The organism is Billgrantia hypersalina, from assembly GCF_052584175.1.
On sequence record NZ_JBMIQI010000018.1, the window covers coordinates 105,798 to 130,770 of the forward strand.

Here is a 24,973-nt window from a genome sequence, read left to right on the forward strand (position 1 = left end):
CGCAGCCAGTTTTCGCGCAGGCTCACTGAGCCGTCCAGCCCAGGTCGATATTCCAGCTCGAGCCGGTCACCGCCCCTGCCGCATCGGAGGCGAGGTAGGCCACCAGCCCAGACACTTCCTCGGGATCGATCAGGCGCTTGACCGCCGCGTTCTTGAGCATGACCTGCTCCACTACCTCCTGCTCGGCCATGTTGTGCAGACGCGCCTGATCGGCGATCTGGTTTTCCACCAGCGGCGTCTTGACGTAGGCCGGACAGATGGCGTTGGCGGTGATCCCTTGCGCCCCACCCTCCAGAGCCGCCGTCTTGGTCAGCCCGATCATGCCGTGCTTGGCGCTGATATAGGCCGACTTGCCCGGCGAAGCGACCTGGGCATGTACCGAGGCGATATTGACGATTCGCCCCCAGCCGTTTTCTCGCATCGACGGCCAAACCGCCTGCGTCAGCAGAAAAGGCGCCGTCAGCATCAGGTCGATGATCTGTCGCCATTTGGCCTCGGGAAAATCCTCGATTGGCGACACGTGCTGGATACCCGCGTTATTGACCAGGATATCGACCCGCCCGAAACGCTTGATGGCTTCCGCCGCAGCTCCCTTGCAGGCCTCGCCGTCCGTCAGGTCGGCCTGGTAGAACGCCGCGCCGACGGCGTCGGCCTTCTCCTTGGCCTGTTCATTGAAATCGACGGCCAGTACCTGGTGTCCCAGTTCGCGAAACTGGCGTACCACCGCCTCACCGATACCACTGGCGGTTCCCGTTACCAGGGCGACGCGTGGCACGGGGGTCGTTGCGTTGGTCATGGGCTAATCCTTCTAACGGCGTTGGTGATGTCAGTGAATCCAGCATAAGCCCGAGCCTGCCAATAGGGCCAGCCCGTCAGTGCATTCATGACGTCTCGCCCGGCATCATCACCTTGACCATCAGGCGCTGGGCCAGCCGACTTCCATCCTCCCGCGTCTCCAGGTCGGAAAGGTCATCGAGCAGCTCACAGCGCCACAGCCAGACCTCCTCTTCCAGCACCTCGGCAACGAAAGGGTAGCGGCCCGAGGGCAGCTCGAAGGCACGTCGTTCGCCGGCGTCAGGCGGAGCGGTGCTGGCGAAGACAGGAAACAGGACCAGTGACAGCGAAACGGGAGTGATCAACGCGCCGACCAAATAACCGGGCTCGTCATCCTGACCGGCCCCCGAGAACACCTGGAAACACAAGGCATCGACATCGAGTTGGGGGTTGCCTCCCGCCGAGGCCGCAAGCGCCGCACCATGACGCCGCTTCCAGGCCCGGGCCATGTCGTTCAGTCGCTGGTACTGCTCGGACGTCGGAGCCAGCATGACACACTCCTGCTCTGTGGATGGATGGCGGCTCCCTACAGCAGGAGGCCGCACGCACTGCTATTCTGGCAGGTCCATGCGCAACGAGGAATGCACATGCTCCCCCAACAGCGACTAGAGTTGGCCGTCGCCATCGCTCGGGAAGCCGGCGAGCGGATCGTGGCAGCCAGGCAGAATCAGAACTTCAACCAGCAATACAAGAAGGGGCAGGAACTGGTCACGGACGTGGACGTTGCCGTCGATACCCTGATCAGCGAGCGCCTGGAAGCCAGCCTGCCCGGCGAGCAGCGGCTCAGCGAGGAGCTCGCCCCCGACCACGAGGTAATGCGCACGGCCGAAGCGCTTTGGGTCATCGATCCCATCGACGGCACCGTCAATTTCGCTCACGGCCTGCGTCATGTGGCCGTTTCCATCGCCTGGGTCAGCGAAGGCAAGAGCCGCCTCGGTGTGGTACATGCCCCTTTCCTCGATGAAACTTTTACCGCTCTGTATGGCCAGGGTGCGTGGTGCAACGGTAGGCCGATCCATGCCAGCCGTATCACCCACCTTCAGCGCTGCCTGGTCGGCACCGGCTTTCCCTACCGACGCGATAGCCGTCCACCGCTCATGCGTCGGCTGATGGCCGTCCTCGAGCACTGCCAGGATGTCAGGCGCAACGGCTCAGCCGCCCTGGATCTGTGCGATGTGGCCTGCGGGCGGCTGGATGCCTACTACGAAAGCGTATCGCCCTGGGACTTCGCAGCCGGGGTCCTGATCGCCCGCGAGGCAGGCGCCCGCGCCGGACATCTCTACCCATGCCCCCAAGGTATCCCGGAGGATCTTTATGGCGAGAACCTACTGGTATGCGCGCCTGAAATCCATGCCGAGCTAGGGGAGCTCCTTCGCGCAGCAGACGCCGACGAGCTCAAGCCACACTGAGGAAGCCGGGCTCGCCATAGCGGTTCGCCATCGTGGCGCTAACATCGCCCTATTGGCTTTCGCGTCCCTCAGCCGTCACAATATTGCGAGCTACTACTCTTCAGGAGACATACTATGTTCGTGGTCATCTTCGGTCGCCCCGGCTGTTCTTTTTGCGTTCGCGCCCAGCAACTCGCCGAGCGCCTGGAAAGCGCCAACGTGATCGAGGGACACCGCTACGTGGATATCTGGGCCGAAGGCATCAGCAAGGCCGACCTGGAGAAGACCATCGGCAAACCGGTTTCGACGGTCCCTCAAGTCTTCATCGACCAGAATCACATCGGTGGCTTCACCGAGTTCGACCGGTACGTTCGCGAAAACGCCTTGCTGGCTTGACCATGGGCATCGCCTGGGCGGGGGCATCTCCCCGCCTTTTCACGAAGCGTACAAATCCCGTTTAACGTTCCCTCCGCGTTGAAAGCCGTTCCTGTCCAGCCCCTATACTGAGGTCGAATGCGCAAGCGCATCTGGACAAAAGGAACGGCACGATGCAAAGGGAAGAATTTCTCCAGCAACTCTGGCTCGATTACGTCCACCACCACCCTGACGTGGGGATGCTTCGCCTGTGGCCGACAGATGCGCCGGTCGAGTACCTGACCCTGATCACCGTGAACCAGTCTCCCTTCGCCGCACTGGACCTGCTGCCCACCCTTGGTCATCTCGGCTACCGCCCCGTGCACCGTTACGCCATGGCCGATCGCGGCCTGCTGGTATCGCTGTTGGCACCGCCCGACGATGGCGCCTGGCTGGTATTGGCCGAACTGCAGCTCGGCACCCTGTCTCGCGAGCCGCGCGAAAGACTGGCCAGGTTGGTGAGCCATGCCCATCCCCAGGACACGCGGGGCAAGAACCTGCTCTGCCGCGGGCGTCCGTGGGCCATGCCACGCTGGGACGACTACGTCGTGCTGCAGGATGCGCACCCACTGGCAGGCTGGATCTCGGTCATGGGCCCGAGTGTGCATCATGCCGGTTTCGACTGCGAGCGGCTCGGCAACAGCTTCGAGATGCTCGACGACGCACTCGCCGCGACCGGCCTTGCCGGTAGCGAAGATCGTCACCACGGAATTTTTCCCGTGTCGCCACTGCTCCAGTATCGATTCTATCCCACCTGCTCAAGACGCCTTGCCTTTGCCGAGGGCGACGAGCACCGCATCTGCCTGGGCGGCCTGGCCCTGTTGCAGAAGCGATTGAGCAGCGACCATGAACGTGCCGTGGAACTGCTGCTACCGCATCATACGCGTTGCGAGATCACCTGAACGACGCCAAGGACGTTATCCACAGAAATTGTGGATAACGCTGTGCAAGACGCCGTGACAACCGCTTAAGTCCCGGTAATGACAGGTCTCATACCGACTGATCAGAAAATCGACACACACGGAATCGGGTAGGGGCCGGGGTCACCCCCGGCGCCCTCCCACACCACCGTACGTACCGTTCGGTATACGGCGGTTCATGAAGAACGGGTAAGCCACCTTGCCGTGTCGAGTACCGAGATCAGGCCCAACTGATCGAACCACCTCCTCGGCAGGGCCTGATTCATGTGCGAGGCGCCGGCATTCCACCAAGGCCCTCGCCCGTTTCCCGCTGATTTCCAGGCGCGATAGGCGTCCAGACCCAGCGCTTGTAGCTTCCGGCGCCGGGTCCTGGGCCGCTTCCATTGCCGCCAGATCACACAACGCAGCCGGCGGCGTACCCACTGATCCAACGCTTCCAGAGGGCGCTTTACGTCGACGAGGCTGAAGTAGCTGGCCCAGCCCCGCAGGACCGGGATCAGCGCTTCGATGACTCGTCGGATGTTGCGCCCCTTGCCACGCTTGAGGATCTCACGGACACGCTGCATCAAGCGCTGCAGACTGGCCTTGGCCAGCGTCAGTCTTGGCAGCTTGTGCCGGGTCAACGTGTAGCCCAGATACCCTCGGTTCCAAGGCCGGTCCACCGCGCTCTTGTCGCGATTGACCGTCAGTCTGAGCGAGCTCTCGAGAAAATCACTCAGGCTGGCCATGACGCGCTCGCCCGCTCGCTGACTCTTGACGTACACCTGGATGTCGTCAGCATAGCGGCAGAAGCGGTGACCGCGGCGTTCCAGTTCCTTGTCTACGTCATCCAGCAGGATATTCGCCAGCAGCGGACTCAGCGGCCCGCCCTGGGGCGCACCCTGTCGGCGTGGTGTGGTCAGACTGTCCTGGAACATGCCGGCTTCCAGGTAGCGTCGGATCAGGCGCAGCACCCGCTTGTCGTGAACGCGGCGCGCGACCCGTGCCATCAGCAGGTCGTGATTCACTCGATCGAAGAAGGCTTTCAGGTCGAGGTCGACCACCCAGCGGTGGCCGGCGGCGACATGGACCTTCATGGCCGAGACGGCCTGCTGGGCACTGCGCCTGGGGCGATAGCCGTAGCTTGACTCGGAGAAGTCCGGGTCGAAGAGCGGTGTCAACACCTGCAGCAGTGCCTGCTGGATCAGCCGGTCGGTAACCGTAGGGATGCCGAGCTGTCGCGTCCCGCCCTTGGGCTTGGAGATTTCGACGGCTCGGATTGGGCTGGGGTGGTACGCGCCGGCCAGCAGCCGCTCGCGCAGCGTCGGCCAGTGCTGTTTCAGGTGGTCGGCCAACTGCTGCACCGTCATGCCGTCGGCACCCGGCGCCCCTTTGTTGGCGACCACCCTACGGTAAGCCCGCGCCATATTGGCCTTCTCTACCACGGCTTCCATGAGCGGGTCGGGCTCCGCTTTCGTCCACGATGACGACGCCGGGACCATCTCGACACCCACCGGCCGGGACTCGGGGTACTGCCCCTGCCCCTCTGGGTGAGTGACGGTATTAGCGCCAGGGTCTGTCTTCATGATCGATCCTCGAGACGTCATCGCCTACTCGCGGTTCTTCATATTCGGCCCTTGGTGCCGCGGTGAACCGGCACTTACTATGGCCTCTGCTGACGTCTGGTGGTCCATCCCGTCGCCTCTCGACGCCGGTAGCACCGTGGCAGACCACCAGACCTCCCAGGGTAAGACGCGCGACCTTCCCGCTTATGCCTGTCGGATTTACGTCATGGCGTTCCGTGCAAGTACCGGGCTTCGGTGAGTCTTGCCACCTCACCCCACCATGACGCCTCGTATCCGCTTCCTGTTCGTCAGGCCAGCGTTTTGCCTCGGGCTGCCTTCAGATTCCCCCTCGCGGGAGACACCCTTGCCGTCGGCTAGCACTTCCCCTTGCCGGGCGTGCAGGGGACTTTCACCCCCAAGTCATCCCGAGGCACCACCCTCGGGAATAGCGCCAGTCAGGCGCTGCGCGCCATGCCTGGCGCACAACACAAAGGCCCGGGCAAAACCCGGGCCTTTCTACGGCTACCACCGTCTCAATCGAAGGTCATTTCCGGCACATGGTCGGGCACGATCAGCTTGCCGGCGGTTTTTTCGACAATCTCCTCGACGCTGACACCGGGAGCCCGCTCCTTGAGAATGAAACTCCCGTTTTCAATCTCCAGGTAGGCGAGATCCGTCAGCACGCGATTGATGCAGCCCGCACCTGTGAGGGGCAGCGTACATTTCTCGAGGAGCTTGGATTCGCCATGCTTGGATGCATGGGTCATGGTACAGATGATGTTCTCGGCGCCTGCCACCAGGTCCATGGCGCCGCCCATGCCCTTGATCAACTTGCCGGGAACCATCCAGGAGGCAATGTTGCCTTCCTGGTCGACTTCGAAGGCACCAAGTACCGTCAGGTCGACATGGCCGCCACGGATCATGGCGAACGATTCCGCCGAATCGAAGATGGCCGCCCCGGGGCGGGCCGTGACGGTCTGCTTGCCGGCATTGATCATATCGGGGTCGACCTCTGCCTCAGTGGGGAAGCGCCCCATGCCGAGCAGACCGTTCTCGGATTGCAGCATCACGTCGATGCCTTCCGGAACATAGTTCGCGACCAGCGTAGGAATGCCGATCCCCAGGTTGACGTAGAAACCGTCCTTGAGCTCTTGCGCCACGCGCTGTGCCATCTGTTCACGAGTCAGTGCCATCTTGCTTGCCTCTTGTATTCGGTGGAGAAGCGATACCCTCTGTGCCGGTCTTTTCCGGCGTCGGTTACGGCAGCGGTTAGCCCTCGCGCACCGTGCGCTTCTCGATACGCTTCTCGAAGGTGCCCTGGATGATACGATCGACGAAGATGCCCGGCGTGTGGATCTGGTCGGGCCGCAGTTCACCAGGCTCGACGATCTCCTCGACTTCCACCACGGTGACCTTGCCGCAGGAGGCGGCCAGCGGGTTGAAGTTCTGGGCGGTGTCGCGATAGATCACATTACCGTAGCGGTCGGCCTTCCAGCCCTTGACGATGGCGAAATCGGCGTGGAACGCCTCCTCGAGGATGTAGTGGCGACCGTTGAACTCGCGAACCTCCTTGCCCTCGCCGATCGGCGTGCCGTAGCCGGTAGCGGTGTAAAAGGCAGGTATGCCCGCTCCACCGGCACGCATCTTCTCGGCCAGGGTTCCCTGCGGTGTCAGGATGACTTCGATCTCTTCGTTGAGCATCTGCTGCTCGAACAGCGCGTTCTCGCCCACGTAGGAGGCATAGAAGCGCTTGATCTGCTTGTCTTCCAGCAACAGGCCCAGGCCGAAGCCATCGACACCACAATTGTTGGAGATGACGGTGAGGTCCTTGACGCCGCGGCGCTTGACTTCGGCAATCAGGTTCTCGGGAATCCCGCACAGGCCGAAGCCCCCGGCAACCAGCGTCATGCCGCTCTCGATGCCTTCCATTGCGTCTTCGTAGGAGTACACGCGCTTGTCGAATCCTGACATCGCAAAGCCTCGTCTTGTTGTGAAATGAAAAGTCGACGGTACCTGACCAGTGTTGACCCGGCCAATATATTTGTTAAGTTTGTTTTTTTTATCAATTGATATGATCGATTTATAAAACAGGCCGGATACCCATGACCGCCAAGCAGCTTCGTGCCTTCCTGGCCGTGGCCCAGACGCTGAGCTTTACCCAGGCCTGCGAGCGGCTGCACCTGTCGCAGCCGGCCCTGAGCCTGGCCATAAAGGGTCTCGAGGAAACCCTAGGCGGCCCATTACTGATCCGCAATACGCGAAGCGTGCGACTGACACCCGAAGGCGAAACCCTTCTGCCGCTGGCCAAGCGCCTGCTGGCCGATTGGGACAATACCGAAGAGCTGTTGCGCCAGCGCTTCACCCTCCAGCTCGGCCGCGTGGCACTGGCGGCCATGCCCTCGATCGCCTGCAACCGGTTGCCCCGTGCGCTGCGCCGCTTTCGCGTACGCTTCCCCAAGGTCAATGTCACGGTGCATGACGTGATCAATGAGCAGGTGATCGACATGGTGCTGCGCCAGCAGGTCGAGCTGGGCATCGCCTTCGAGCCCGAAACCCGCGAAGGGATCGATTTCCTGCCCCTGTTCGACGATACCTTCGTCGCCGTGCTGCCGCCGGACTCACTGCTGGTGGAAGCCGAGTCGATCGACTGGAAGGCCTTGCTCACTCATGACTTCATTACCCTGCAGCGCCCCTCCATGGTACGCATCCTGCTGGAACAGTCGCTGGCTCGGCGACAGACCGAACTGCCGGTGGCCTTCGAGAGCCATCAGCTCGCCACGGTCGGTCGCATGGTGGCCAGCGGGCTGGGCGTAAGCGCCGTGCCATCGCTGTGCCGCGAGCAGATGCACGAGCTCGGCGCACGCTGCGTACCGCTCTTCGATCCACAAATTCGCCGCACCGTGGGTGTGGTGGTGGGTGCCGGACAGGAGCTCTCGACCGCCGCGCGGGCGCTTCACGAGGTGCTGCAAACGACACTGTGCGAACCTCATCCGTGAAACCCGAAGCTGGGCAGCCAGAGCGCTATCCATTAGCATGTGCGGCTATCGTGAAGTTCCGTCACGCTACGTCAAGGAGTCAGGAATGCCGACCCTGAGAGGGCTCGTCAGCGTGCTGCTACTGGTGATCACTACCCTGTTCTGGTCGGTTCCGTTGATTCTGCTGACGATCCTCAAGCTGATCACACCGACACGCCCCCTGCGCCTGGTCGTGCTGCGCGGGCTTAACGGCGTGGCGTTGAACTGGATCGGTTGCAACCTGTGGTGGATGCGTCTTTGGCTGAAGCCCCAACTCGAGGCGTCTTTGCCCGAAGGGCTCGCCCCCGAACAGCGCTGGCTAGTGATCTCCAACCACCGTAGCTGGACCGATATCTTCATGCTGCTCATGGTGCTGCACCGGAGAATTCCGATGCCGCGCTTTTTTCTCAAGCAGCAGCTCATCTGGGTGCCGATCGTCGGGCTTGCCTGGTGGGCGCTCGAATACCCCTTCATGCGCCGCTACAGCCGCGAGCAGATCGAACGCAACCCCAGGCTCGCCAGCATCGACCGCCAGGCCACCGAACGCATGTGCGAGCGCGCCCGCGAGATGCCATTGGCCATCTTCAATTTCGTTGAGGGCACACGATTTACCCCAGCCAAGCGCGACGCGCAGAATAGTCCCTTTCGCCATTTGCTACGGCCCAAGGCCGGCGGCGTCGCCCAGGTACTGAACCAGCTCGGAGACCAGCTCGATGGCATCCTCGATGTCACGCTGCATTACGAGAACCCTCATCCCACCTTCTGGGGGTTTCTGTGCGGCCAGGAGGGGAAGGTCAGGCTCGTGGCTCGCAGCCTCGAGGTACCGGCCTGGATGCTCGCTAGTAGCTACCATGACGATCCGCACTACAAGGAACGCTTCCATTCATGGCTCAATGCCCTATGGCAGGAAAAAGACCAGGCGCTCGAATCGCTCTGACGCTGCTTTGCGCCCTGTCGCTGCTGGTGGCAGGCTGCGCTTCGCCCCGCGGTGAGGTCCAGCGAAGCGACAATACTGGCGTCGCGGGGAGTTGGGTCGTGGTGCAGCGCGGGGATACCCTGGGCAGCATAGCCGCGCGTGCGGACGTTCCGCTCGCCCGCCTGCAGCGCTTCAACCCCGAGGCCAACCCCAACCGCCTGGCGGTCGGCCAACGCCTGTTGATACCGACCCAGCAGGAGCGCGCTCCTTCCGGTGGCCCTTACCGCTACCAGATCCGTCCCGGGGACACCTACTCTGCCATCGCACGGCGTTTCGGGACCACGCCGGCGCGGATCCAGTCGGCCAACCCCGGTGTCGAACCGACACGACTCCGAGTAGGACAGATCGTGCAGGTACCGCTACGCGGTGCTGCCGCAACGGCAGCCAGGGCCGCTTCGGCTTCCACGGCCAGCCGCTCCAGCGGCAGCCCGGCCAGCCCCCCGCCGCGCCCAGCCGCTGCGCCCTCGGCGTCCGGCTCGCTGCCTGCCTCGGCCCGCAACTGGCCCTGGCCACTGGACGACTACCGCATCGTGCGGGCCTATGGCACCGACAACAACGGCACCCTGCAGCCCATGCTGTTGGCCACCAGCCGTGGTGCCCGCGCCAAGTCGGTAGCCGACGGCGACGTACGTTTCGCTGGCAGCATGCGCCAGCTCGGCCGCGTCGTGATCGTTCACCATGGCGACAATCTGCAGAGCGTCTACGCCCTGTGCGATACCCTATTGGTGGATGACGGAGCCCGCGTCACGCGTGGCACGCCGGTTTGCGAGGTCGGTTTCAGCAACGCCACGGAGCGCTTCGACCTGCTGTTCGACCTGCGGCAAGGGGGCAAGCCGATCGATCCCCGTCGCGTGCTGCGCTAGACCCGGTTGAATGACGATGTCGGATTGGGAGAAGCTGCTGGCGTCACCCCTCTTGCTTCGCCGCCGTTGCATCCTCGGCGAACCTGAGGCCAGCCAGGCGCTGGAACGGCTGGATCTAGCGCTGGACTGGCAGCGCCCCAGCCTGAAGCTCTACGGTCGTGAGCATCCCATTCCGCGCAGGCAGGTCTGGATGGGCGATGAGGAAGCGCGATACCGCTATTCGGGGCGCGACTTCCATCCCCAGCCCTGGCACCCGACCGTTGCCGCCCTGCGAGACCGGGTCGCCACCTTGCTATCCGAGGCAAGCGTGCCGGCACGCTTCAACAGCGTGCTGCTGAATCGCTACGCCGACGGCAACGAACGCATGGGCTGGCACAGTGACGACGAACCCGAACTGGGCCGCGACCCCATCGTCGCTGCCGTCACGCTGGGGGCCGAGCGGCCATTACGATTCCGCTGGAGGGACGGCAGTAACGAGGCGTTCAACGTCTGGCTGCCTCACGACAGCCTGCTGCTGATGGGCCCCGGCTGCCAGACGCGACTTCAGCATGCCCTACTGCCAAGGCGCATACCCGGGCTGCGTATCAGCCTGACCTTTCGCCAGATACAGCCGCTCGGCGGCGGCCGCTGAGCCTATGCTCATTGCGCCTGGCAATAGAGCCCCCACAGGATGACGACCAGCAAACCATCGACCAGTCCGCCGGCGGGATAGGCCATGCAGGAGATGATCACTCGCATCACATCTCCCCTTGCGGCGGTGCCGGGTCGAAGCGGACCAAGTCAGGATCACCAGCGTTGAGGGCATCTTCGTCAGGTCGCTCTTCCATGGACGACAACAGCGGACGCGCCGGGACACCCGCAACAACGAGACGGTCATCAATGTTGCGGACCACAGCCGCCCCTACCCCAACCTCCACGGCCGACCCGAGGGCAACTCCCTGGCGCACAACCGCACCGGCGCCGATCCAGCTGAGCCGGCCGATGGTCACCCCACCGGCCACGTTGGCACCCGGTGCGACGTGCACGCAACTGCCCAGGCGGCAATCGTGACCCACAGTCGCGTTGGAATTGACGATGCAGCCCGGGCCCACCTTGGCAAAGGCATTGATCACGCCCCCCGCAACCACCACACTGCCAACACCGAGCATGGCCAGTGCACTGACCGTGGCGCGGGGATGTATCAATGTGACGATAGGGGCGTCTTGTGCCAGCAACACTTCAAGCTTGGCCTCGCGAACGCTGTTATTGCCGATCGCGACCACGATGCCATCGAAGTCCGCTAACCGATGAAGCAGCATGGCAAAAGTGCCGAGTATCGGCCAGGCCTCATGGCTGTCCCTGCTCGGCCAGGCATCATCGTAGAAGGCCAACTCCTGCCAGCCGGACTGAATGGCGATATCAGCCACCACCTTGCCATGGCCGCTCGCGCCAAAAATGGCCAAACGTCGACCCTGGGACATACACCCCTCCTCGAAAAGCCGGCATAGGCGATGCGACCAACATAGGTTATGCCTTCATGGCATGAGCAACACGCATCGTAATCCTTATCGTTCGGTTTCCAGATTGTGTCAATGTCACCGCAAAGGATGACAGGTCCGTGATAATGGCATCACCCTGCGAGTGGCCCATGCTGAGCACGCCACAGGGTAAAGCTAGCCAGGAGATCTCATGTAAAGGTGCGACACGCTTGCGTCATGATTGAGGGCACAGCAGGGGATGCTGTCGAGGAAACAGACCGACCTGATGCACTGAGCATGGCGCCGACTCGCAAGGTCAGCGCCATGCAACCAGGTCGCAGAATCACATTTTGCTGCAGGAAGATAACGGTATAAATTCCTCAGCCGCGATAGTAGCCCGGCGCCACGAAGGGCATCTTGCTCACCACCATGGGCAAGCGTTTACCACGCACCTCGGCGTGTACGGTCGTGCCTAATTCAGCGTGCTCGATATCGACATAGCCCATGGCCACCGGCTTGCCCACGCTGGGGCCGAAGCCCCCCGAGGTCACCTTCCCGATACGCCGACCATCCTCGGCGTAGAGTTCGGCTCCCTCTCGCACCGGGGCGCGCCCCTCCCCCAACAGACCGACCCGCTTGCGTCGGTGATCCCTGGCGTCGACCTGGTGCAGGATCACATCCGCCCCCGGAAAGCCCGCCGAGCGCTCGCCGCCATGCCGGCGCGCCTTGCCGATGGCCCAGATCAAACCAGCCTCGACCGGTGTGGTCTCGGTGTCGATATCGTGACCATAGAGGCATAGCCCCGCCTCGAGGCGCAGGGAATCACGGGCGCCCAGGCCGATTGCTTCGACTTCTTCCTCGGCCAGCAGCCGACGCGCCAGTGCCTCGGCCTCGGCGGCCGGCACCGATATCTCGAAGCCATCCTCGCCGGTGTAGCCGCTGCGGCTGATCCATACGGGCACCCCCGCCATGTCGAAACGGCCATGCTGCATGAATACCATCTCGCAGGCCTCGGGACAGTGCCGGCGCATCACCTCCGCCGCCTTGGGGCCCTGAAGGGCCAGCAGGCCGCGGTCCAGCACCTCGACGCGATGCTCGTCATCCAGGCCGGTATCGAGCAGCGCGATGTCCTGGTCCTTGCAGGCCGCATTGACGACCAGATAGAGCGGCCCGCCCGGGTTGGCCACCATCAGGTCATCGAGGATGCCTCCTTCATGCTCGGTGAACAGAGCATAGCGCTGCATGCCCTCGGGCAGACCGACGATATCGGCACACACCAGTGTCTCTAGCGCCGAGGCCGGATCGGGGCCATGCAACAGAATCTGTCCCATGTGGGAGACGTCGAAAAGACCGCAGGCGGTGCGGGTGTGCTCATGCTCCTTCTTGACGCCGAGCGCGAACTGCACCGGCATTTCGTAACTGGCGAAGGGCACCATCTTGCCCCCCAGTTCGAGGTGAAGGTCATACAGCGGGGTACGCTTGAGTTCGCTCATGGGTGTCCTCGTGACGTGATGGGGTGGCAAAAGAGAAGGCGGGACAGAATGAAGAGGCGCCTCTCGGCGCCTCTCACTGCAAGGGAGTCGATCATGACTTGTCGTGTTCGAGATCCTCGCCAGGCAGTACGTCCTTGCCATCGAAGTAATCGCGCGTGACCTTGAACACCACCGGTGACAGCAACGCCAGGGCAATCAGGTTGGGGATGGCCATCATGGCGTTGAAGGTGTCGGCCATCAGCCAGATGAAGCCCAGGTTGGCCATGGCGCCCAGCGGGATGGCCAGTACGAACAGCACGCGGTAGAGCATGATCGAGCGCGTGCCGAACAGGAACTGGAAGCACTTCTCGCCGTAGAACGACCAACCCAGGATAGTGGTGAAGGCGAAAATTGCCAGCGCCAGCGACACGACCTGGTTGCCCCAACCCGGCAGTGCGGCGTCGAACGAGAGCGCCGTCAGCGAAGCGCCGGCCTCGCCCTCGACCCATACCGTGGATGTCAGGATCACCAGCGCGGTAATGCTGCAGACGAGGATGGTGTCGATGAAGGTGCCGAGCATGGCGATCAAACCCTGGCGAACCGGGTTGCGCGTCTTGGCCGCGGCATGGGCGATAGGCGCGCTGCCCAGCCCCGCCTCGTTGGAGAAGATGCCACGTGCGACACCGAAGCGAATCGCCGCCATCACCGCCGCGCCGGCAAAACCGCCCATGGCGGCATGCGGATTGAAGGCGTAGTAGAAGATCATGCTGAACGCCTCGCCCAACTGCCCGGCGTTGATCACCAGCACCACCAGGCCAGCCAGGATATAGGCGATACCCATGACCGGAACCAGCTTGCCGGCTACCTTGGCGATGCGCTTGATACCACCCAGGATCACCGCACCGGCCAGTACCATGATCACGACGCCGGTCAGCCAATGCGGGATGCCGAAGGTCGAATCGAGCGCATCGGCAACGGAATTCGACTGCACGGTGTTGCCGATACCGAAGGCGGCCACGGCACCGAAGAAGGCGAAAGCCCCACCCAGCCACAGCCACTTTCGTCCCAGGCCGTTCTTGATATAGAACATCGGCCCGCCGACGTGGTAGCCGGTATTGTCGGTTTCACGAAAGCGGACCGCGAGTACCGCTTCGGCGAATTTCGTCGCCATGCCGACCAGCGCCGTGATCCACATCCAGAACACCGCACCGGGACCACCCAGGGCGATGGCCGTGGCTACGCCGGCGATGTTGCCGGTACCGATGGTGGCCGAGAGGGCCGTCATCAATGCATTGAAAGGCGAGATCTCGCCCTCGTCTTCCGCCTTCTTCACTTCGCCGGGTGCCGGCTTGGCATCGCGGCCCTGCCACATCAGCTTGAAGCCGGTACCCAACTTGCGGATGGGCATAAGCTTCAATCCGAGCTGCAGGTAGAGACCCACCCCCAGCAGCAGGATAAGCATCAACGGCCCCCAGACCACACCGTTGATGGCGGTGAATATCGCTGTCAATGTTTCCACGAACGTTTCCCTCTGTTGTAAGCACTATTATCAAGGTTCGCTGTCAGCCCGCAGCATGACGACCGCCTCCCGCCGCTCAGTCATCTTTCGGCTCGCCACCGCCCCCAAGCGCCAGGAGAGCGATATCAACATGCCCAGGGCCATCATCCCGAAGGATATCTACGACGAGACGGCGTACCATAGCGGAAAACGCCAATTACACACCAGTCTGACGAATGGTTTACGGCTATCGGGCTGCCAACGCTTCCCTCGCCAAGCTTAACGCGTGTTTCTTATCGGAAACAGACGAAACGGCACGCCTGCTTCCACAATGGCGACAGGTACGATTAACGACGCGCATAGCGGCTTTACACAGGTTAGTGACCGATTCGGGTAGTGTCTAATACCGGCGCCAACCGGGCCGTGAGGCGCATTACCCATCGCGAAACTGGACGTCCACGGTCGCAAGCGCCACGCTATCGGTGCGTCAAGCCGAAGCCGTCGTTGGCGACGCCCTACTCGGACTCGCCAAATGACGCCAATGGCGTTAGCATTCGTCCAGTCAGAAAACCTTTTCTTATAGGAAATCAACATGAGCTCGATTCCTGCCAACCTGCGTTACAACGACAGTCACGAGTGGGTGTTGGACAACGGTGACGGAACCGTCACCATCGGCATCACCGACCATGCCCAGGAAGCCCTGGGTGACGTGGTGTTCGTCGAGTTGCCCGAGGTCGGTCGAACCCTGGAGAAAGGGGAAGAGTTCGGCGTCATCGAATCGGTCAAGGCGGCTTCCGACCTCTACGCACCGCTGGCCGGCGAAATCGTCGAAGTCAACGAAACCCTCGAGGAAGCACCCGAGACGGTCAATGAAGCCCCTTACGAGGGTGGCTGGATCATGAAGGTGCGAGTCGAGAATGCGGCCGCCGTCGAAGCCCTGCTGGACGCCGACGCCTACCAGGCCGTAGTCGACAGCGACGCCTGACTTCCATCGTGACATACCCGGCCCCTCGGCCGGGCTTTTCCCATCAAAGTACAGGGTTCTCCATGGTTTACGACAACCGCCGCCTGGCTGAACTGGCCGATCATGACGCCTTCATCCGTCGCCACAATGGCCCCGGGGCCGATGATGTTGCCGCCATGCTGGCGGCGTTGGACATGGATAGCCTCGGCACGCTGATCGAGCGGACGGTGCCGGCGGACATCCGCCTGGGGCGTGAGCTCGATCTCGATCCACCGCGCAGCGAAGCCGAGGCACTCGCCTACCTCAGGCGCCTGGCGCGGCAGAACAAGGTATTCAAGACCTATATCGGCCAAGGGTACTACAACACCCACGTGCCGGCCGTGATCCAACGCAACGTGCTGGAGAACCCTGGCTGGTATACCGCCTATACGCCCTACCAACCGGAGATTGCCCAGGGCCGTCTGGAAGGACTGCTCAACTTCCAGCAGATGGTCATGGACCTGACCGGCATGGAACTGGCCAACGCCTCGCTGCTCGACGAGGCCACCGCCGCCGCCGAGGCCATGGCCCTGTGCCAGCGGGCCAACAAGAAATCGAAGAGCCATGCGTTCTTCGTCGCCGACGACGTCCTCCCGCAGACCCTGGACGTGGTACGTACCCGCGCCCACTACTTCGGTTTCGAGCTGATCGTCGGCCCTGCCGGGAGCCTGGCCGAGCACGACGTATTCGGCGCCCTGCTGCAATACCCCGGTGAAAGCGGCCGCGTGCACGACCTCGCTTCGCTGCTTGCGGCCGCACGCGAGAAGAACGTGATGACCTGCGTGGCCGCCGACATCATGAGCCTGGTACTGCTCAAGGAGCCGGGCGCGCTGGGGGCCGACATCGTCGTCGGCAATACCCAGCGCTTCGGCGTGCCCATGGGCTACGGCGGCCCCCACGCCGCCTACTTCGCCACGACCGACAAGCTCAAGCGCTCCATTCCGGGTCGCATCATCGGCGTGTCCAAGGACACTCGGGGCAATACCGCCCTGCGCATGGCCATGCAGACCCGCGAGCAGCACATCCGTCGAGAAAAGGCCACGTCCAACATCTGTACCGCCCAGGCGCTGCTGGCGAACATCGCCGGCTTCTACGCCGTCTATCATGGCGCCGAAGGCCTCGTCACCATCGCCACGCGCATACACCGCCTGACCACCATCCTGGCCGAAGGCCTCAAGGCCAAGGGTGTGGCACTGGCGAACGACAGCTGGTTCGATACCCTGCGCATCACCGGCGTCGATAGCGGCAAGATTCACGGCCGGGCGATGACCCACGAGATCAACCTGCGCTACTTCGACAATGGCGACATCGGCGTCAGCCTGGATGAGACGACCACGGCCCACGACCTCGACATCCTGTTCGACGTCCTGCTCGACGAGGAGCACGGGCTGTCGATCACTGCGCTGGACGAGCAGGTGGCCGAAGGCGGCATCAGCGGCATTCCCGTCGCCTGCCGTCGCGAAAGCGATTTCCTGACGCACCCGAATTTCAAGCGCTTCCGCAGTGAAACCGAGATGCTGCGCTATCTCAAGCGTTTGGAGAACAAGGATCTCTCGCTCACGCATGCGATGATTCCGCTGGGTTCATGCACCATGAAGCTCAATGCCACCAGCGAGATGATCCCCATAACCTGGCCCGAGTTCGGCCAGCTTCACCCCTTCGTGCCGCAGGAACAGGCGGTCGGCTACAAGCAGATGATCGACGAGTTGGCGGCATTCCTCGTCGAGATAACCGGCTACGACCACATCTCGATGCAGCCCAATTCCGGTGCCCAGGGCGAATACGCCGGCTTGGTGGCGATCCGCCGCTACCAGGCCGCCCAGGGCGTGGGCCACCGCGACGTCTGCCTGATCCCGAGTTCCGCTCATGGCACCAACCCCGCCTCCGCCGCGATGGCACAGATGAAGGTGGTGGTAGTGGAGTGCGACAGCAACGGCAACATCGACCTCGACGACCTCCGCGCCAAGGCCGAGCAGCATAGCGAGGCGCTGTCGGCGATCATGCTCACCTATCCCTCGACCCACGGCGTGTTCGAGGAAGGCATTCGCGAGGCGTGTGCCATCGTCCATCGCCATGGCGGACAGGTGTACATCGATGGCGCCAACATGAACGCCCAGGTGGGTCTGTCCCGCCCCGGCGACTTCGGCGGCGACGTCAGCCATCTCAACCTGCACAAGACCTTCTGCATCCCGCATGGCGGCGGTGGGCCGGGCATGGGTCCGATTGGTGTCAAGGCACACCTCGCCCCCTACGTCTCCAACCATGTGGTGACGCCCATCCCCGGCGTGAAGGAGCATTGCGGTGCCGTCTCCGCCGCAGCCTACGGCAGCGCCTCGATCCTGCCGATCTCCTGGGCCTACATCAAGATGATGGGCGCGCGCGGGCTGCGCCAGGCAACCGAGCTGGCCATCCTCAACGCCAACTACATTGCCAAGCGCCTCGAGCAGCATTACCCGGTCCTCTACCGTGGCGTCAACGGCACCGTGGCACACGAATGCATCATCGACATTCGCCCGCTCAAGGCGGCATCGGGGATCAGCGAGGAGGATATCGCCAAGCGCCTGATGGACTACGGCTTCCATGCGCCGACCATGTCCTTCCCGGTGCCCGGCACGCTGATGGTCGAGCCCACCGAGTCGGAGTCGCGCTACGAGATCGATCGCTTCTGTGACGCCATGATCGGCATTCGCGAGGAAATCGCCCAGGTCGAGCGCGGCGAATGGCCGGCCGACGACAATCCGCTGGTGAATGCGCCGCATACCATGGCCGACCTGATGGATCCGGCCTGGGAGCGCTCGTATACCCGAGAGGTCGGCGCCTTCCCCTCGCAGGCGGTCAAGGCAGCCAAGTACTGGCCGGCGGTCAACCGCGTCGACAACGTGTTCGGCGACAGGCAACTGGTCTGCTCCTGCCCCAGTATCGACGAGTATCGCGATTGATCCGTTGCCGCTGCGGTAAACACCACGGCCCGCCGAGCAATCGGCGGGCCGTTGGCGTTGGGCGATCCCCGGCCCACCGCTAGAGTGAAGCCGCGATATCGCCGTAACCGAAGCGTTCTCGCATGCGCTGCTCACGGAAACCCTCCAGCAATCGCGCATAGCGGCGCGGCATGGTGGTACCCGCCCGGGTCACCAGATGGAGAGTTTCGTGTTCCGTTATGGGCAGGTCGAGCTCCTTGACCTGCCGCTGCCAGGGCGAGGTTTCCAGCACCAGCCGAGATACCACGGTAAAACCGAGGCCACGCGCCACGGCATCCAGCACCATGGCCACCTCATTGGTGAACCCCTGGCGACGGAACTGGCTCATGGAACGGAACTCGTCAGGGAAATTACTGCGCAATAGCGCTCCGGCATGATTGACGCCATCGGAGTAATTGATGAAACCGATGCCCATCAGCTCGGCGAGCGAGGTCCCGGCGAAGTCGGCCGGGACCACCAGGCATAGCGGCTCCTGATGCCAGCGGCTGCAGTTCAGTTCCGGATGGCGAATCGGTTCGGTGACGATCCCCAGGTCATGGCGGCCGGCCAGCACGTCCGAGACGATCTCGTGACTGAAGGCGAAGCTGTAGCTGACCGTCAGCCCTGGTGACATCTGCTGCTGGCCCAGGATGTAGGGATAGAACATCAGCCCGACGCTACCCGGCGAGGCGATACGGCACTCGCCGGTATCCAGCGCATCGTCGTCCAGCGAATGGCGGAACTGCTCATGCTCGGCGAACAGCCGCAAGCCGTAGTCGTAGGCGCGCCGCCCGGCTTCGGTCAGGGTAAAACGCCGGCCCTGGCGCTCCAGCAGCGGCTTGTCGAGATACTGCTCCAACTTGCGCACGTGCTGGCTGACCCCGGGCTGGGTCATGTCGAGGTGTCGCGCCGTACGCGTAAAGCTACCGGTCTCGACCAGCGTGATGAAGGTGCGAAAATACTGTGCGTTGAACATGGCGCATCACTTGCAACGGGGGTCAAGAACCGAGACCGGATAGCGCTATCCTACCACTGCAGCCCCGGCGGCGCAGCGCTGCGCCATTCCAGACGGCGTGATAGCATCGCATGACGTATCGATGAATGATGAATGACTCCCCGTCCGCTCGCCGCGTCATGCTGGGCGGCGCGGCCGACGGGGGTTGAGCCGACCGCACAAGGACCGTTTCATGCCCGACACCATCTCCGCCACCGTCTCCCCCCTGAGAAGCCTGGAAGTGCTTTCTCAGCACGAGGTCAACCGCCTGCGCGACACCTCCAAGGCCGGCTTGCATGACCTGCTGCGCCGCTGTTCGCTCGCCGTGCTCAGCTCCGGCAGCGTTACCGATGACAGCCTGGTGCTGATGGAGACCTATCGCGATTTCGATATCGAGGTGATCCAGCAGGATCGCGGCATCCGCCTCAAGGTAACCAACGCCCCGGCCGAAGCCTTCGTCGATGGCAAGATGATCCGTGGCATTCGCGAGCACCTCTCCTCCGTACTGCGCGATATCGTCTATGTCTACAACGAGATCCAGCAGCATCGCCGCTTCGATCTGACCACCGGAGAAGGCACCACGAATGCCGTGTTCCATATCCTGCGCAAGGCCGGCACGCTGAAGCCCGGCCGCGACCCCGGCATCGTGGTGTGCTGGGGCGGGCACTCGATTACCCGCGAGGAATATGACTACACCAAGGACGTGGGCTACCACCTGGGCCTGCGCGAGCTGGACGTCTGCACCGGCTGCGGCCCCGGCGCCATGAAAGGGCCGATGAAGGGGGCCAACCTGGCGCATGCCAAGCAGCGCATTGCCGATGGTCGCTACCTGGGGATTTCCGAGCCCGGCATCATCGCTGCCGAAGCGCCGAATCCCCTGGTCAACGAGCTGGTGGTCATGCCCGACATCGAGAAGCGCCTGGAAGCCTTCGTCAGGCTTGGTCACGGCATCGTGGTCTTTCCCGGCGGCGTCGGTACGGCGGAAGAGATTCTCTACCTGCTGGGCATCCTTCTGCACCCCGACAACGAAGACATGGCCCTGCCCGTCATTTTCACCGGCCCCGCCAACTCGGCCGATTACTTCCAGCGCATCGACGAGTTCCTGGTCTACACCCTGGGCGAAGCGGTTCGCGACAAGTATCGCATCGTCGTCGACGACCCGCCCGAGGTGGCACGCCTCATGCGCCAGGGCATCGACAGCGTCACCGAGTTTCGCCGCGCCCACCAGGATGCCTTCCACTACAACTGGCGACTGACCATCGCGCGCAATTTTCAGGAAACCTTCGAACCGACCCACGCCGCCATGGCCAGCCTGGCACTGCACCGCGACCAGCCCGTACATGAACTGGCCGCCAACCTCAGACGGGCGTTCTCGGGCATCGTGGCGGGCAACGTGAAGGAGCAGGGACTGCGTGCCATCGAGGCGCATGGCCCCTTCCAATTGCACGCCGAGCCGGAACTGATGCGCAGGCTGGACGAGTTGCTGAGTTCCTTCGTTGCCCAGGGCCGCATGAAACTGCCCGGCCAGGAATACCAGCCCTGCTACCGGCTCGCCTGAAGCGGTCGAGACCCGCGGGGGGGAAGGCAAGCGGGCCGGCGACACCGCGTGCCGCTCCAGCTACGGCGCGGGCCGCCACCAAAGCCACAGGGCATGCAGCAGCAATCCCAGGGTGGCGGCATGGGCGATCAGCAGCTGCCAGCTCAGCCATGCCGTGAAAAGCGCATGCCAGAGTCCCATCAGCGCCAGGCCGGCCAACAGTGCCACGCCCAGCCGCCTGGCGAGCCGTGGCAGGCGGGCGCGCTCACCCGCATCGAGCAGACGCCAGGTCATGACGGCAGCGCCCGCCACCACCACCATGGCAATCGTGATCAGGGCCAAGCGATTGTCATGATCACCGGCGAGATAGCGCGGGACGGTGGCAAGCATCAACGCCAGCAGTCCCACCAGCAGGCTCAGCCGCTCAGCAGTCGGCGCGGCATTCATCAGGCCACCTTGAGCTGCTGGGTTTCGATCCATTCTTCGACCCAGGGAAGCGCGGCATCGTCGGCCATGAAGGTTTCCATGGCATCGACTTCCAGCCGCTCTCCCAGGCGGACGGCACCTAGCCCCTCGAGCATCTCGTCGAGGCGACGCCCCGCCCCGCAGAAGGTTTCGCCATAGGAGCTATCGCCCAGGGCGATCAGCCCGTAGCGCAGCCCCACCAGTGCGGGGCTCTGCTCGTCGAGCCCTCGTGCCAAGGGCACGAAATTGCCGGGGAAATCACCGCTTCCCGTCGTGGAGACGCAAAACAGCGCCAGGTCGGGCCGGTCTTCCGTCAAGTCCTCAAGCTTCGGCTGCTCGAGGATCGCAGTCTCGTAGCCGGCCGCCTCGAACAGCGGGCTGACCTGCTCGGCGACGTCGAGCGCGCCGCCATACATGGTACCTACGAAGATCTTCAACTGTGGCATGTCAGCAATAAACCTTACGAATTCAACGGGATGATACCACGCAACGCGCCGTTGCCGCAGTTCGGCGGCCGGGCTGCGATTCAGCGACGCGCTGTCGCAGGCAGCACGCACAGTGTCAGAGTATAATGGCCGCCTTCTGGTTCGAGGAGGCGACATGCTGCAAACGCAGACGTTCGAAGCCTGGGTGACCCCGCTGATGATTGGCGGACTGATCCTGTTCATGGGCTTTATCATCTGGGACCTGGCCAAGAAATCCCAGGCAGGCCGCTTCGGCACCCTCATGCTCTTCGTGGTGCTTGGCGCCGGCATGATGGGCTACATCTTCAAGGTGGTCATCACGTGGCTCATGGAGAGAGGCGGCGGCGTCTAGCCAACCGGAACGTGGGCCCCAACGCCAGGATGCCACCCATTGGGTGGCATCCTGGAACTTCGCATCAGCTGGGCGGCGGACCTTCGTAGCGCTCGACCTGACTCTTCAACTTCTGTCCGGGCCGGAACGTCACGACACGACGTGCCGAAATGGGTATCTCTTCACCTGTCTTCGGGTTGCGTCCGGGCCGCTCACGCTTGTCGCGCAGGTCGAAGTTGCCGAAGCCCGACAGCTTGACCTGCTCGTTCTCGCGCAGGCATGCCCGAATCTCCTCGAAGAACGCCTCTACCATCGCCTTGGCTTCGCGCTTTGTCAGCCCCAGCTCGGCGTTCAGGTGTTCGGCCAGTTCCGCCTTGGTCAACGCTCCCATGTCCTCTCCTCAGAGTGGCGGTCCAGCCCGCCGCCTTGTCGCTCCGGTAGCCTCAGGCGCTCATCCGCGCAACTCGGCCCCCAACAGCTGATGCGACTCGGCGACGATGGCATCGACCAACTGATTGATTTCTTCGTCATTCAGCGTGCGTGAAGGATGCTGCCAGGTCAAGCCCAAGGCAACACTCTTGCTTCCCTCCGGCACCCCCTTGCCCTGATAGACGTCGAACAACCGCAACTCTCTCAGCCACTGCCCTGCCCGCTGACGGACGCAATCCAGCATGGCCTGCACCGGCTTCTCCTCACCGAGCAGGAAAGCCAGATCCCGGCGCACTTCGGGAAAACGCGAGAGCGGCTCGAACGCAGGGAGCCTGCCACGGGTCAGCGCCTCCTGACGCACTTCGAAAAGGAACGCCTCGGCCTTCAGCCCCAGCCGTGACTTGGCCGCAGGATGCAGGGCCCCGATCCAGCCCACCGGCTCACCCTGGTACACGATGCGGGCAGACTGGCCGGGGTGCAACGCGGGGTGCTCGCCGGGCTCGAAGCGCCAGGCATCCGGCTCGCCGCCCAGGGCGATAAGACTCTCCAGGTCGCCCTTGAGGTCGAAGAAATCGACCTTCTCCCGGTCCGCGGCCCAGCCCTCGGGCACCCGGGGGCCGCAAACGAGCGCCCCGACCATGGGCGTCTGGACCAGTTCGTCCAGCTCACCGCGAAAGACCAGGCCGGTCTCGAACAGCCGCACCCGCGTCTGCTGGCGATTGAGGTTATATTCGAGCGCACGGATCAGGCCAGGAAACAGGCTCGCCCGCATCACCGCCAGATCGCTGGAGATGGGATTGGCCAGGCGCGGGGAGACCGCTTCCGGCAGCAATGCCTGCTGCAGTTCCGGAGCGACGAAGCTGTACGTGATCGCCTCCTGGTAACCACGCGCCACCATCTGGCGTCGCAGCCTGGCCAGAGGCGTTCGCGCCTCGTTGTCGGGACGCAGCGCAAGCCGGGCCGCAGGGCGACGTGACGGCAGACGGTTATAGCCATGGATGCGGGCCACTTCCTCGATCAGATCCTCTTCGATGGCGATGTCGAAGCGCCAGCTCGGCACCTTGGCCTGCCATCCGCTCTCGATACGGTGAACCTGCATGCCGAGTCGTTCGAGAATGTCCTGTACGTCTTCGGCAGGCAGCGCCTTGTCCAGCGCCTGCTCGAGCCGCGTCGCACGTAGCGTGACCTCTCGCTCGCCGGGCAGGTCAGCCTCGCTCGCCACTTCTACCAACGGCCCTGGCTCGCCGCCGGTGATCTGCATCAGCAGTGCCGTGGCACGCTCCACCGCATCGCGGGTGAGCTGCGGGTCGACGCCTCGCTCGAAGCGATGCGACGCATCGGTGTGCAATCCATAGGAACGCGCCTGGCCGGCCACCGCCAGCGGCGAGAAAAAGGCGGATTCGAGAAAGATGTCGCGGGTTGCCGGCCCGACGCCGGAATGCTCGCCGCCCATGACACCGGCAATCGCCAGCGGCCCGCGCTCGTCGGCAATCACCAGCGTCGAGGCGTTCAGCACGATCTCCTGACCGTCGAGCAGCACCAGCCGTTCGCCTTCGCGAGCCAGCCGCACCACCACCGCTCCGTGCAGATTCTCTCGGTCGAAGGCATGCAGCGGCTGGCCCAGCTCCAGCATCACGTAGTTGGTCACGTCGACCACCGGGTCGATGGAGCGGATCCCGCTGCGACGCAAGCGCTCGACCATCCATAGCGGTGTGGCCGCGGTAACGTCGATGCCTTTGATCAGTCTGCCGATATAGCGCGGGCAGCGCTCGGTGTCTTCGACGCGTACCGGGAAGGTCTCGTCGTGCCGCGGGGCGATCGGCGCGATGGCAGGCGGCGTCACCGGCAGTCGGTTCAACACCCCGACCTCCCGCGCCAGACCCTTGAGGCTCAAGCAGTCGCCACGGTTGGGCGTCAGATCCACCTCGATGGTGTTATCGTCAAGGCCCATCCAGGCGCGAAAATCCTCGCCCGCCGGGGCATCGCCAGGCAGTTCCAGAATACCCGCCGAGGTCTCCTCGGCCAGCCCCAGCTCGGAAGCGGAGCAGATCATGCCACGCGACTCGACACCACGCAGCTTGGCCTTCTTGATCTTGAAGTCGCCCGGAAGCACCGCACCCACACGGGCAAACGGCACCTTCTGCCCCACCGCCACGTTGGGTGCGCCGCAAACCACCTGCACCGGCTCGCCGCTTCCATCGGCCACCAGGCAGACGTTGAGCTTATCCGCATCGGGGTGCTGCCGTTTATCGACGACCTCGGCCACCACGACGCCGAGAAAGGCCGCTGCCACGGGCTCGACGGCATCCACCTCCAGGCCGGCCATGGTGATCTGGTCGGCCAGCGCTTGCGCGCCCAGCTGCGGCGATACCCACTCACGCAGCCACTGTTCGGAAAATTTCATGGCAAATCC

At 63.5% G+C, this 24,973-nt stretch carries 24 protein-coding genes; 11 read left to right on the top strand and 13 right to left on the bottom strand.

The genetic code is table 11. The features are described 5' to 3' along the window. Positions 1-22 precede the first annotated feature (22 nt). Positions 23-796, bottom strand: a complete 774-nt coding sequence (locus ACOJCM_RS15180) for a 3-hydroxybutyrate dehydrogenase (protein ID WP_445212910.1) — start codon at positions 794-796, stop codon at positions 23-25. Between the two features lie 85 nt (positions 797-881). Further along, positions 882-1,325: a [NiFe]-hydrogenase assembly chaperone HybE gene (gene hybE, locus ACOJCM_RS15185; protein WP_445212911.1), complete on the bottom strand. Its 444-nt coding sequence runs from the start codon at positions 1,323-1,325 to the stop codon at positions 882-884. Between the two features lie 96 nt (positions 1,326-1,421). Between hybE and ACOJCM_RS15190 the strand changes: the two genes are divergently transcribed. The 3 genes from ACOJCM_RS15190 (at position 1,422) to ACOJCM_RS15200 (ending at position 3,538) form a co-directional block, all read left to right on the top strand. After that, positions 1,422-2,243, top strand: a complete 822-nt coding sequence (locus tag ACOJCM_RS15190) for an inositol monophosphatase family protein (RefSeq protein ID WP_445212912.1) — start codon at positions 1,422-1,424, stop codon at positions 2,241-2,243. Between the two features lie 114 nt (positions 2,244-2,357). Further along, positions 2,358-2,618: a GrxA family glutaredoxin gene (locus ACOJCM_RS15195; protein WP_445212913.1), complete on the top strand. Its 261-nt coding sequence runs from the start codon at positions 2,358-2,360 to the stop codon at positions 2,616-2,618. A gap of 152 nt (positions 2,619-2,770) precedes the next feature. Then, complete coding sequence (locus tag ACOJCM_RS15200; RefSeq protein WP_445212914.1) at positions 2,771-3,538, top strand: DUF1338 domain-containing protein; 768 nt, start codon at positions 2,771-2,773, stop codon at positions 3,536-3,538. 194 nt (positions 3,539-3,732) lie between these two features. Here ACOJCM_RS15200 and ltrA read toward each other — a convergent pair whose 3' ends face one another. The 3 genes from ltrA to ACOJCM_RS15215 form a co-directional block, all read right to left on the bottom strand. Next, the gene (gene ltrA, locus ACOJCM_RS15205; RefSeq protein WP_445212915.1) at positions 3,733-5,121 is read right to left on the bottom strand and encodes a group II intron reverse transcriptase/maturase; all 1,389 of its coding nucleotides are present in this window, start codon (positions 5,119-5,121) and stop codon (positions 3,733-3,735) included. A gap of 512 nt (positions 5,122-5,633) precedes the next feature. Next, complete coding sequence (locus ACOJCM_RS15210) at positions 5,634-6,293, bottom strand: CoA transferase subunit B (RefSeq protein WP_445212916.1); 660 nt, start codon at positions 6,291-6,293, stop codon at positions 5,634-5,636. Positions 6,294-6,369: 76 nt separating this feature from the next. Further along, complete coding sequence (locus tag ACOJCM_RS15215) at positions 6,370-7,071, bottom strand: CoA transferase subunit A (protein ID WP_445212917.1); 702 nt, start codon at positions 7,069-7,071, stop codon at positions 6,370-6,372. A 131-nt stretch (positions 7,072-7,202) separates the two neighbouring features. On the opposite strand from ACOJCM_RS15215, the gene ACOJCM_RS15220 reads away from it, so the two are divergent. The 4 genes from ACOJCM_RS15220 to ACOJCM_RS15235 all read left to right on the top strand — a co-directional run bounded on the left by ACOJCM_RS15220 (position 7,203) and on the right by ACOJCM_RS15235 (position 10,584). Further along, complete coding sequence (locus ACOJCM_RS15220; RefSeq protein WP_445212918.1) at positions 7,203-8,096, top strand: LysR family transcriptional regulator; 894 nt, start codon at positions 7,203-7,205, stop codon at positions 8,094-8,096. A gap of 85 nt (positions 8,097-8,181) precedes the next feature. Further along, positions 8,182-9,051, top strand: a complete 870-nt coding sequence (locus ACOJCM_RS15225; protein WP_445212919.1) for an acyltransferase — start codon at positions 8,182-8,184, stop codon at positions 9,049-9,051. Beyond that, complete coding sequence (locus ACOJCM_RS15230; RefSeq protein ID WP_445212920.1) at positions 9,000-9,953, top strand: LysM peptidoglycan-binding domain-containing protein; 954 nt, start codon at positions 9,000-9,002, stop codon at positions 9,951-9,953. The genes ACOJCM_RS15225 and ACOJCM_RS15230 overlap by 52 nt, the downstream gene beginning before the upstream one ends. A gap of 10 nt (positions 9,954-9,963) precedes the next feature. Then, positions 9,964-10,584 carry an alpha-ketoglutarate-dependent dioxygenase AlkB family protein gene (locus tag ACOJCM_RS15235; protein WP_445212921.1) on the top strand — a complete coding sequence of 207 codons (621 nt, stop codon included), beginning with the start codon at positions 9,964-9,966 and terminating at the stop codon, positions 10,582-10,584. Between the two features lie 106 nt (positions 10,585-10,690). On the opposite strand, the gene ACOJCM_RS15240 is transcribed toward ACOJCM_RS15235, so the two are convergent. The 3 genes from ACOJCM_RS15240 to ACOJCM_RS15250 form a co-directional block, all read right to left on the bottom strand. Then, positions 10,691-11,413, bottom strand: a complete 723-nt coding sequence (locus ACOJCM_RS15240) for an acetyltransferase (protein ID WP_445212922.1) — start codon at positions 11,411-11,413, stop codon at positions 10,691-10,693. A gap of 377 nt (positions 11,414-11,790) precedes the next feature. After that, on the bottom strand, positions 11,791-12,903 hold the full coding sequence (gene gcvT, locus ACOJCM_RS15245) for a glycine cleavage system aminomethyltransferase GcvT (RefSeq protein WP_445212923.1): 1,113 nt from the start codon (positions 12,901-12,903) through the stop codon (positions 11,791-11,793). Positions 12,904-12,994: 91 nt separating this feature from the next. Next, positions 12,995-14,401: an alanine/glycine:cation symporter family protein gene (locus ACOJCM_RS15250; protein WP_445212924.1), complete on the bottom strand. Its 1,407-nt coding sequence runs from the start codon at positions 14,399-14,401 to the stop codon at positions 12,995-12,997. Between the two features lie 571 nt (positions 14,402-14,972). Here ACOJCM_RS15250 and gcvH point away from each other — a divergent pair. Together gcvH and gcvP are read left to right on the top strand one after the other, a co-directional pair. Beyond that, entirely contained in the window at positions 14,973-15,365 is a 393-nt protein-coding gene (gene gcvH / locus ACOJCM_RS15255; RefSeq protein WP_445212925.1) for a glycine cleavage system protein GcvH, read from the top strand. Between the two features lie 62 nt (positions 15,366-15,427). Beyond that, entirely contained in the window at positions 15,428-18,322 is a 2,895-nt protein-coding gene (gene gcvP, locus ACOJCM_RS15260; protein ID WP_445212926.1) for an aminomethyl-transferring glycine dehydrogenase, read from the top strand. Positions 18,323-18,401: 79 nt separating this feature from the next. On the opposite strand, the gene ACOJCM_RS15265 is transcribed toward gcvP, so the two are convergent. Continuing rightward, on the bottom strand, positions 18,402-19,316 hold the full coding sequence (locus tag ACOJCM_RS15265; protein ID WP_445212927.1) for a LysR family transcriptional regulator: 915 nt from the start codon (positions 19,314-19,316) through the stop codon (positions 18,402-18,404). Between the two features lie 211 nt (positions 19,317-19,527). On the opposite strand from ACOJCM_RS15265, the gene ppnN reads away from it, so the two are divergent. After that, positions 19,528-20,892: a nucleotide 5'-monophosphate nucleosidase PpnN gene (gene ppnN / locus ACOJCM_RS15270; protein ID WP_445212928.1), complete on the top strand. Its 1,365-nt coding sequence runs from the start codon at positions 19,528-19,530 to the stop codon at positions 20,890-20,892. 60 nt (positions 20,893-20,952) lie between these two features. Here ppnN and ACOJCM_RS15275 read toward each other — a convergent pair whose 3' ends face one another. Then, positions 20,953-21,318 carry a hypothetical protein gene (locus tag ACOJCM_RS15275; RefSeq protein WP_445212929.1) on the bottom strand — a complete coding sequence of 122 codons (366 nt, stop codon included), beginning with the start codon at positions 21,316-21,318 and terminating at the stop codon, positions 20,953-20,955. Beyond that, a complete protein-coding gene (locus ACOJCM_RS15280) occupies positions 21,318-21,782 on the bottom strand; it encodes a flavodoxin domain-containing protein (RefSeq protein WP_445212930.1) in 465 nt (154 codons plus the stop codon). Before ACOJCM_RS15280 ends, ACOJCM_RS15275 begins: the two co-directional genes overlap by 1 nt. A 154-nt stretch (positions 21,783-21,936) precedes the next feature. Here ACOJCM_RS15280 and ACOJCM_RS15285 point away from each other — a divergent pair, with 154 nt between their 5' ends. Then, entirely contained in the window at positions 21,937-22,152 is a 216-nt protein-coding gene (locus tag ACOJCM_RS15285; protein ID WP_445212931.1) for a DUF2788 domain-containing protein, read from the top strand. A gap of 64 nt (positions 22,153-22,216) precedes the next feature. Here the strand turns inward: ACOJCM_RS15285 and ACOJCM_RS15290 are convergent, their stop codons facing one another. Beyond that, complete coding sequence (locus tag ACOJCM_RS15290; RefSeq protein WP_445212932.1) at positions 22,217-22,522, bottom strand: integration host factor subunit alpha; 306 nt, start codon at positions 22,520-22,522, stop codon at positions 22,217-22,219. Between the two features lie 60 nt (positions 22,523-22,582). Continuing rightward, the gene (pheT, locus tag ACOJCM_RS15295) at positions 22,583-24,964 is read right to left on the bottom strand and encodes a phenylalanine--tRNA ligase subunit beta (protein WP_445212933.1); all 2,382 of its coding nucleotides are present in this window, start codon (positions 24,962-24,964) and stop codon (positions 22,583-22,585) included. Between the last annotated feature and the right edge of the window lie 9 nt (positions 24,965-24,973).